This window comes from candidate division WOR-3 bacterium (genome assembly GCA_016867815.1).
Classification (GTDB): Bacteria; Hydrothermota; Tepidihabitantia; order Tepidihabitantales; family Tepidihabitantaceae; genus UBA2258.
Genome location: VGIR01000151.1, coordinates 1 through 4,548, shown reverse-complemented (window position 1 = coordinate 4,548; position 4,548 = coordinate 1). Strand labels below are relative to the sequence as shown.

Genomic DNA, 4,548 nt, shown 5'->3' with positions numbered 1-4,548 from the left:
CCTGCAATAGCTCCAAGGCATCCTCCTGATCCAGCGAAGCCAGCACCTGCCTGCCTGCCGACCTGACGTTCCGACTTGCAGCCGACGACCATCTCCGGTACTTTCTCACAGCGGTTCTCCTTTCATAACATTCAAACAACCCAGATGCTACCATCCGGGCAGGGGAACCGCTACTGATTTTCAACTAAGACAGGGACATCCTCACCCCGCGGTCCTTACCAGGATTCGGACGGACGTGTTCGACGTCTCCGCCCCCAAGCCGTAGGCAGCGCGCTGGAGCATGACGGGTGGCTACTCGTCTGTCCACTGCAACCTGCAGACTGGTAACTGGTAACTCGCGGCGGAGCCGCGTGCTTCCTCAGCGCCGACGCGCCGACCTCCTGGTAGTGTGGACACCCTTGGCCATCGGCGCTAGAATCGCTCCGTGAAGCCGGTTCGGTTGTCGCGCCATGCCCGTGAGAACATGGTGTACCGCGGGGCAACCGAGGAGGAGATTGTGTTGGCAATCAGGCAGGCTGAGTGGCAGCCCGCCGAGCGTGGCCGGTTCGACTCCCGCAAGGAGTTCCCCTTTGGCCGGGACTGGAACGGTCGGAGATGCACGTCCAAGCAGGTCCGTCCGGTCTTTGTGGATGAACCGGCGGAGATTGCAGTTGTGACGGTCTACGTGTACTAAGTACCGTAGAGAAGAAATGCGATGAGAATATCTTACGATTCAGAAGTTGATGCGCTGTATATCAGGTTCATCGAGACCACGGTGACAACCAAGCACGTGGCCGAAGGCATTGCCGTTGACTACGCGGCCGACGGCCGGATTGCCGGCATTGAAGTACTCGACGCAAGGAAGCGCTTCGGCGACGAGCAGGTTCTCCGGCGCATCGTCCTGGAAGATCTGGTCCCAGCCCCTACCGTCTAGCCGCCCGCAACTGAGGCTCCGATCGCAGGGCCCGCCAGCCCTGAGCCGGCTGCAGCTCACCTCGCCACAATCGCCTTCTTCACCCACCGGTAGCCGGCTGCAAGCATTCACCCGGCTCGAAACCGACATAGGAACTCACGACAAAGTCACGAAGGCACGAAGAGGGTGAAGCAGAAACCGACTCTGTCTGCTTGGTGATCTCTGTGTCTTTGTATTCAATATCGGGCCTGGGACACGGCCCGGCCTTGACTCACGGCTCGGCCATCCTAGAATCACCCAAAGGAGCTATAAGTGTCCAAGGTAAAGAATGAAGTCATTGCAATGATCGAACGGCTCCCCGACGACGCCGGCATCGCAGACATCATGGCCGAGCTTTACTTCCGGCTCAAAGTCGAAACCGGCTTGAAGGAGCTGGACGAGGGCAAGGGGATCACGCAGACCGTCGCCCGCGACCGACTCAAGAAGTGGCTCAGCTAGTCTGGTCTCCCTCCGCGCTGGCCGGGCTGGCCGAGATATGCGAGTACATCAGCCGGGATTCGGAATACTACGCCAAGCTGTTTGCCCAGCGCATCTTCTCAGCCGCGGAGAAGCTGACCCTGTTCCCGGAAGCGGGCCGAGTCGTGCCCGAGTACGACCGGAGCGACCTTCGAGAGCTGCTGTTCCAGAACTACCGCATTGTCTATCGCATCAAAGGAAAGCAAGTCCAGATCGCCGCGGTCGTGCATGGCGCGCGGCTCCTGCCCGAAATCTGGGAAGAAGGAGAGCCACCCGTAACCCGCGACCTGCCCGCGCAGCAGCAGGCGGGCCGCCCTGCCGCCAAGCCTCGCCGCCCACGCGCCCGCAAACGCTGAGCCGCTGGCGGTCTGCTTCCCGAAACCTGCGACCTGCCGATTGGAAACTCTCGCCCAAGCCGCGTGCGTCCTCGCCGTCGACGCACCGAAACCGTAGGCCCTTCGCTCCTCTATGTCTAACCAAAGGGCGGGCTCGCGCCCGCCCCTTCGCTCTTAGGACTACTCTCTACTCCCGACTCTCTACTCTCGCGCGCCAGCGCGCCACCGCCGCCTTCTTCACCGCCCGGAGGCCCGCCGTGTCGGTACGGGAGAGGTGTTATCCGCCGTTCCTGTCGCAGTCCGAACTCGATGGTCTGTCCGACACGACGGTCGGCTCGCTCGCTACCGACTCGGCGACGCGATCCTTGAGGTAGGACCAGAGATCGTCGCTACGAAGCGATTCGCGTGTCTTGCGCGTCCGTTCCTCCCACGACAGTCCCTCGTCCTCACGGTCGATTTCCTCTCGCCGCCGCCGCATGAAGGCGACTGCATCAAACCTCTCACTCATAGTCAAGAACCTCCTTGGGCGTGCGTATCTCGAGGTTGCCGTATCCCTCCTCCATGTTGACCGCATTGAACAGGCGGATACGCCCGAAGTTCACGATGTGCCGGAAGTTCCAGCTCACCAGCACCGCCAACGGCGGAAGCGTCCACGTAGACGAGCAATCTCCTGAACCGCATGGCTCTATTATAGCGCCGGACTCAACAAGCGCAAACCACCTCGGACGTCAGCCGGCCTACCGGATCGCCGACTGCGGCCAGTGCTGACGCCGTGAACAATGGCGGGCTGTTATCGCGCCGTGCCTTGACATCACTGCCGTCCGACGCTACATTCCCTCTCGTATGAGCAGGAAAATCCGCAGCGTACTCAACGAACTGCGGCGGAGACTCAAGGAGCTCTATGGCGACCGGCTTGTCAAGCTGGTCCTGTTCGGCTCTCAGGCCCGGGGTGATGCTGACTCCGACTCCGACATAGACGTGCTCGTGGTGCTCAAGGGCAGGGTCGCCCCCGGGCAGGAGATAGAACGCACCGGCGAAATCGTATCGGGCATCTCGTTGGAGCACGATGTGGTCGTCTCATGCGTCTACGTTTCTGATGAACGCTACCGCAGCGAGTGGACACCGCTGTTCTCAAACGTGCGACGCGAAGGCGTAGCCGTATGACGAAGCAGCAGCAGCCACTCATCGAGCAAGCCCGCCAGAGTCTTGACGCTGCGAAACTCCTCACCGATGCCGGCCACCACGGCTTTGCGGCTGCGCGGGCCTACTATTCCATGTTCTACGTGGCCGAGGCGTTTCTGGCCGGCAAAGGACTGTCGTTTTCCAGGCACTCGGGCGTCATCGCCGCCTTCGCCCAGCACTTCACGCGGACAAAGATCGTGCCGGATGAGTTCCACCGCCACCTGATTCGTGGGCTGGAGATACGACATGTTGGCGACTACGACTACCCCGGCTCAGTCTCCGCTGAAGAAGCACAAGTTCAGATTGCCCGCGCCGAGGAATTCCTCCTATTGGCCGAGCGGCTTCTCGGCCAGGAAGAACCGCCAGTCGCCCGCGACCTACCCGCGCAGCAGCAGGCGGGCCGCCCTGCCGCCAGGCCCCGCCGCCCACGCGCCCGCAAGCGCTGAGCCGCCGGCGTCGGGCTGACGCCTCCCGGCGCTTGTGCTTGACTACTGGCGTTCTGCGCCTAACATTCTCCCGATGTTGTCACGGTACATAGGGGTTCCGCAATGGCAGTGAACGCAGCAGCCAAGGCAGACAGGAGCCAGGAGCGTTTTGCATGATCAGCCAGAACCCGCCGGTTCCACAACGGCACATCGAGCAGGCGATACTACTCATCCGTGGCCACCGGGTCATGCTCAGCACCGACTTGGCTGCACTCTACGGAGTCGCACCCAAGGTGCTGATCCAAGCCGTCAAACGCAACATCGAACGCTTCCCGGTCGACTTCATGTTCCAGTTGACCCAAGATGAACATCGCATCTTGAAGTCACAAATTGTGACTTCAAGTTGGGGCGGAGAGCGTTACCCGCCCCTCGCCTTCGCCGAACAGGGCGGATGGCGCGCTGAGATCTGAACAATGAGCACTGAGCGAGAGACAACGCTTCGGGACAGGACGCGCGAGTTCGCACTCCAGATCATCCGGATGTACAGCGCACTGCCCAAGAACGCGGTGGCCCAGGTGATCGGCAGGCAGATGCTGCGCGCCGGGACATCGGTAGGCGCTCACCACCGCGAGGCTGCCAGGGCTCGCTCGGATGCGGAGTTCGTCAGCAAGATCGAAGGCGCGCAGCAGGAACTGGAAGAAACCGTCTACTGGCTGGAACTGGCCGCCGCGGAACACCTGGCTCCGGCCGGGCGACTGGAGGCCCTGCTTGGCGAGGCCGACGAGTTGATGGCAATGCTGGCCGCAAGCGCCAGAACCGTGAAGGCGAGACGTGCAAGGTAGATTCCTCTTCGGACCATGCATTTGCTCAGTGCTCAGCGCTCAGTGCGCATCGTTTGCCCTGAAGCGCCGCATTGGCTTTGGCCCGGACGACGACCGAACCGGCTCCGCGTCTGACTTCATCGCTCGCGACCGCCCTTCCGAGAAGCCTCGCCGCCGCAAGAGATGAGCCGACGGCAAGCAAATGAATCAGGACGTTCAGGCTTGGCAGGGGGCGGAAATATGGGAAGTGGAGCTTGTCTAAAAACCAGCTGATTCGTGCCTTTTGACGCATCCTTCGGTGTCTGACAACGTCTAATAGTTAGTGCGGTTTCCCCTGACAATCTGGTCTTCGGATGAAAGGAGTCACTGACTCATGC

The 4,548-nt window shown here is 61.4% G+C and carries 10 protein-coding genes; 8 read left to right on the top strand and 2 right to left on the bottom strand.

Annotation, left to right across the window (positions count from 1 at the left end; genetic code table 11):
* The first annotated feature begins 424 nt into the window (after window positions 1-424).
* The 4 genes from FJY68_13555 to FJY68_13540 all read left to right on the top strand — a co-directional run bounded on the left by FJY68_13555 (window position 425) and on the right by FJY68_13540 (window position 1,764).
* Entirely contained in the window at window positions 425-673 is a 249-nt protein-coding gene (locus FJY68_13555; GenBank protein MBM3332851.1) for a DUF4258 domain-containing protein, read from the top strand.
* A 21-nt stretch (window positions 674-694) separates the two neighbouring features.
* The gene (locus tag FJY68_13550) at window positions 695-913 is read left to right on the top strand and encodes a DUF2283 domain-containing protein (GenBank protein MBM3332850.1); all 219 of its coding nucleotides are present in this window, start codon (window positions 695-697) and stop codon (window positions 911-913) included.
* A gap of 291 nt (window positions 914-1,204) precedes the next feature.
* Complete coding sequence (locus tag FJY68_13545; GenBank protein MBM3332849.1) at window positions 1,205-1,390, top strand: hypothetical protein; 186 nt, start codon at window positions 1,205-1,207, stop codon at window positions 1,388-1,390.
* Window positions 1,378-1,764 (top strand): type II toxin-antitoxin system RelE/ParE family toxin, encoded by a 387-nt coding sequence (locus FJY68_13540; GenBank protein MBM3332848.1) that lies wholly within the window; start codon window positions 1,378-1,380, stop codon window positions 1,762-1,764. Before FJY68_13545 ends, FJY68_13540 begins: the two co-directional genes overlap by 13 nt.
* A gap of 256 nt (window positions 1,765-2,020) precedes the next feature.
* Here the strand turns inward: FJY68_13540 and FJY68_13535 are convergent, their stop codons facing one another.
* Together FJY68_13535 and FJY68_13530 are read right to left on the bottom strand one after the other, a co-directional pair.
* Window positions 2,021-2,251, bottom strand: coding sequence for a hypothetical protein (locus FJY68_13535; protein MBM3332847.1), 231 nt, complete (start codon window positions 2,249-2,251; stop codon window positions 2,021-2,023).
* Window positions 2,244-2,369, bottom strand: a complete 126-nt coding sequence (locus tag FJY68_13530; GenBank protein ID MBM3332846.1) for a type II toxin-antitoxin system VapC family toxin — start codon at window positions 2,367-2,369, stop codon at window positions 2,244-2,246. Before FJY68_13530 ends, FJY68_13535 begins: the two co-directional genes overlap by 8 nt.
* A 217-nt stretch (window positions 2,370-2,586) precedes the next feature.
* On the opposite strand from FJY68_13530, the gene FJY68_13525 reads away from it, so the two are divergent.
* The 4 genes from FJY68_13525 to FJY68_13510 all read left to right on the top strand — a co-directional run bounded on the left by FJY68_13525 (window position 2,587) and on the right by FJY68_13510 (window position 4,192).
* Window positions 2,587-2,907, top strand: a complete 321-nt coding sequence (locus FJY68_13525) for a nucleotidyltransferase domain-containing protein (GenBank protein ID MBM3332845.1) — start codon at window positions 2,587-2,589, stop codon at window positions 2,905-2,907.
* The gene (locus tag FJY68_13520) at window positions 2,904-3,371 is read left to right on the top strand and encodes a HEPN domain-containing protein (protein ID MBM3332844.1); all 468 of its coding nucleotides are present in this window, start codon (window positions 2,904-2,906) and stop codon (window positions 3,369-3,371) included. The genes FJY68_13525 and FJY68_13520 overlap by 4 nt, the downstream gene beginning before the upstream one ends.
* 152 nt (window positions 3,372-3,523) lie before the next feature.
* Window positions 3,524-3,820: an ORF6N domain-containing protein gene (locus tag FJY68_13515; GenBank protein ID MBM3332843.1), complete on the top strand. Its 297-nt coding sequence runs from the start codon at window positions 3,524-3,526 to the stop codon at window positions 3,818-3,820.
* A gap of 3 nt (window positions 3,821-3,823) precedes the next feature.
* On the top strand, window positions 3,824-4,192 hold the full coding sequence (locus tag FJY68_13510; GenBank protein MBM3332842.1) for a four helix bundle protein: 369 nt from the start codon (window positions 3,824-3,826) through the stop codon (window positions 4,190-4,192).
* The last annotated feature ends 356 nt before the right edge of the window (window positions 4,193-4,548 follow it).